Here is a 3,495-nt window from a genome sequence, read left to right on the forward strand (position 1 = left end):
GGCCGATGGTGTACGTGGTGGCCGACGGCAAGGCCCGAGCGCGGCCGGTGACCGTGCGCGGCCGCGAGGGCGACCGGGTCGCCGTTTCCGGCATCGAGCCCGGGGCGCGGGTGGTCACCAGCCCCTATCTGGGCTGGACCCGCCTGGCCGACGGCATGCCGGTGACGGTGATAACGCCTTGAGGCTTATCGACTGGGCCCTGAACCGGCCGCATGCCCTGGCCGCGGTGGTCCTGCTGGTGACCATCTGGGGCCTGCTGGCCTATGTCCGCACGCCGGTGGACCTTTTCCCGGACACGGAGCCGCCCCAGGCGGTGGTGGTGGCCACCCAGCCCGGGGCCAGCGCCCGCGACATGGCCTCCGACGTTACCCAGATGCTGGAGAAGGAGCTCAACACCCTGGATGGAGTGGTTAACATCACCAGCACCAGCCGCGACGGCGTGGCCGCCATCCGCGTGGAATTCGGCTACCGCAAGACCCTGCCCCAGGCGGTGACCACGGTGGGCAATGCCCTGGACCGCGTCACCGGCGACCTGCCCGCGGATGTGAACCGGCCACGGGTCTTCCCCGTGAGCGAGGCCACCAGCCCGGTGATGACCCTCGCCCTGCGTCCCGCGGCAGACAGCCCCAAGGGGCTCGCCGATGTCCGGCTGCTGGCCGCCAACCCCATCCAGGACCGGCTGCTGGCCCTGCCGGAGGTGGGCGATGTGGAGGTGTTCGGGGGCCACCAGCCCGAGGTCCGCGTGGCCGTGAACCGCGAGGCCCTGGCGGCCCAGGATCTGGGGGTGTCGGCGGTGGTGGCCGCCCTGGAAGGCGCCAATGTCACCATCCCCGCCGGCCGGGTGGAGCCGGGCGGCGGGGAGTACCTGGTCACCGTGGCCGGGGAGGCGGCCAACCCGCGGGAGCTGGCCGGGCTGCCCCTGCGCCAGGGGCCCGAGGGCACGGTGCGCCTCGGCGACGTCGCCGAGGTCCGGCTGGACACCCAGGAGGCGCGCAGCGCCTACCACGGCAACGGCGAGCCGGCCATCGCCCTGGCCGTCCAGCGTCCCCGCGAGGGGGCCACCATGGCCGCCATCGAGGCGGTCAAGGCCGAGCTGCCCGCCCTGCGCGCCGCCTACCGCGATGTCCGGTTCGAGATCGCCGGCAGCCAGCAGAACCTCATCGAGGTCAATGCCAGCGGCCTGCGCACCAGCGTCCTCCAGGCGGTGGTGCTCACCGTGGCCGTCATCTTCGTGTTCCTGGGGGACTGGCGGGCGGCGGCGGTGGCCTCGGTGAGCATCCCCCTGGCCTTCCTGGGCGCCCTGGCGGTGCTCGGCTTCATGCCCTATTCCCTCAACATGGTGACCATGTCCGGGCTCATCATCGCCGTGGGCCTGGTGATCGACAGCGCCGTGGTGGTGCTGGAGAACATCATCCGCCGGCACCGGGGAGGCGTGGACAGCGACGCCCGTGCAGCGGCACGGGCCGGGGCGCGACAGGTGGCCACGGCGGTGACCGCGGGCATCCTCACCACCGTGGTGGTGGTGCTGCCGGTGATGTTCGCCGGAGGGTACCTCCAGCGCATCATGCGGCCGCTGAACCTCATGATCGTGGTCACCCTCGTCGCTTCCCTGCTGGTGGCGCTGACAGTGATCCCGGTCCTGGCGGCGCGGCTGCTCGACCGGCCCCGTTCCCGGCGCAGCCGGGTGGAGCGTTGGCTGGGCGGGGTGACTACGGGCACGGACCGTTTGGCCGAGGCCACGGGACGGGCGGTGCGCGTCGCCCTCCGTCACCGCTGGCTAACCCTGCTGGCGGCGGGGGCCTTCTTCGTGGTCACCATGCGCTTGGTACCGCCGCTCATCGGCAACGAGCTCATGCCGCCCATGGACACCGGCATCGCCACCATCGAGCTGGAAACGCCGGCCCACTACGGCCTGGAGCGGGTCGATGGTGTGCTGGCCGAGGTGGAGGCCGTCATCGAGGACACCCCGGGGGTGCGGCGGGTGTCGTCGGTGGTGGGCTCGGAGCCGGGTAAGATCAGCTTCGGCGCTGGCGGCGCCACCGCCCAGACGGTCAACATCACCGTCTACCTGGTGGACCGAACCCGGCGCCAGGCGGCTATCTGGACCGTCATGGATCGCTGGCGCGCCGCCCTCGACAGGATGCCTGGGATCAAGGGCTACACCGTCTCCGAATTCGGCGCCACGCCCATCTCAACTACCAAGGCGCCGCTGGACATCATCCTCAGCGGGCCGGACGCGGCGGTGCTGGACACCCTGGGCGAGCGGGCCCTGACGAAGCTGGAAGGCATGGAGGGGGTCCTGGACGTGCGCCGGAGCTGGCTGCGCGACAAGCCGGAGCGCACCGTTAGGGTGGACCGCGAATCGGCCCAGCGCCTGGGGCTGTCCACCGCGGAGACGGGCCGGGCACTGGCCGCGGGGGTGGACGGCCTGCCCGCTGGCGACCTGCGCCTGGAGGGGTTCCTGGACATCCCGGTCCGGGTGACCTACGCCGATGAGGCGGTGGACCGGCCCGAGGGTGTGGGCGGGGTCTACCTGCCCACCGCCGAGGGCCCGGTGCCCCTGCGCGGCGTGGCCGACACCACCACCGAATGGACCCGGCCGGCCATCACCCGCGAGGACTTGCGGCAGACCCTGGACATCACCGCCGTGAACCGGACCCATACCGTGGCCGATGTGGCGGCGGAGGCGCGGGAGCGCCTGGCGGATCTGGCCGTGCCCGCCGGCTACCAAATCGAGGTCGCCGGCACGGTCACGGACCTTCAGGCCAATCAGGGCCGCATGCGGGCCGCCCTGATCCCCGGCTTCGGGATGTTGGCGCTATTGCTGTTTGCCCTGTTCGGCACCCTGCGCCACCCCGTGGCCATCCTCGCCGCCGTTCCCCTGGCCGTGGCGGGCGCCCTGTGGGGCCTGCTGGTGTTCGGCAAGCCCATGAGCATGCCGGCCATCATGGGCCTGATCCTGCTCGGAGGCACGGTGGTGAACACGCAGATCCTCCTTTTGGATTTCGTGCGCCAGGCACGGGCCGAGGGTAGCGGCCGGGAAGAGGCCATCGTGGAAGCGGTGCGCCTGCGTCTGAGGCCGGTGCTCATGACCACCGTCTCAACCGTGCTGGGCCTGACCCCGCTGGTGTTCGAGATGGCCGTGGGCCTGGAGCGCATGAGCCCGCTGGGTATCGCCGCCGCCACCGGTTTGCTGCTAGCCACTTTGCTGACCCTGGTGGTGCTGCCGGTTCTGTTCAGCCTGTTGGACGACGCCGCCGGCCGGGTCCGGAAGCTGGCCGGGCGCGACTGAGCCCGGTGCGGGCAGTGGGCACGCAAAACGGCCCGAGGCGATACTCGCCTCGGGCCGTTTTGCGTCGTATGGTGCGCGGGGCCGGAGTCGAACCGGCACGGGCAATAAGCCCACTAGCCCCTCAAGCTAGCGCGTCTACCGATTCCGCCACCCGCGCTCGGTAACGCCAATCAAAAATGGTTGCGGGGACCGCTTTAGCGGGT

The 3,495-nt window shown here is 71.5% G+C and carries 1 protein-coding gene, 1 tRNA gene and 1 pseudogene; 2 read left to right on the plus strand and 1 reads right to left on the minus strand.

The window, feature by feature from the left end; all coding sequences use genetic code 11:
• A pseudogene (locus V5A19_RS14055) lies at nt 1-182 on the plus strand (efflux RND transporter periplasmic adaptor subunit); the annotation flags it as partial.
• Nucleotides 179-3,292 (plus strand): efflux RND transporter permease subunit, encoded by a 3,114-nt coding sequence (locus V5A19_RS14060; protein WP_332327972.1) that lies wholly within the window; start codon nt 179-181, stop codon nt 3,290-3,292. The pseudogene V5A19_RS14055 and the gene V5A19_RS14060, both read left to right, overlap by 4 nt.
• 69 nt (nt 3,293-3,361) lie before the next feature.
• Here the strand turns inward: V5A19_RS14060 and V5A19_RS14065 are convergent.
• Nucleotides 3,362-3,449: transfer RNA gene (locus tag V5A19_RS14065), tRNA-Leu, on the minus strand.
• Nucleotides 3,450-3,495 lie beyond the last annotated feature (46 nt).

Origin of the sequence: Thiohalorhabdus sp. (genome assembly GCF_036628635.1) — a bacterium.
Taxonomy (GTDB): domain Bacteria; phylum Pseudomonadota; class Gammaproteobacteria; order Thiohalorhabdales; family Thiohalorhabdaceae; genus Thiohalorhabdus.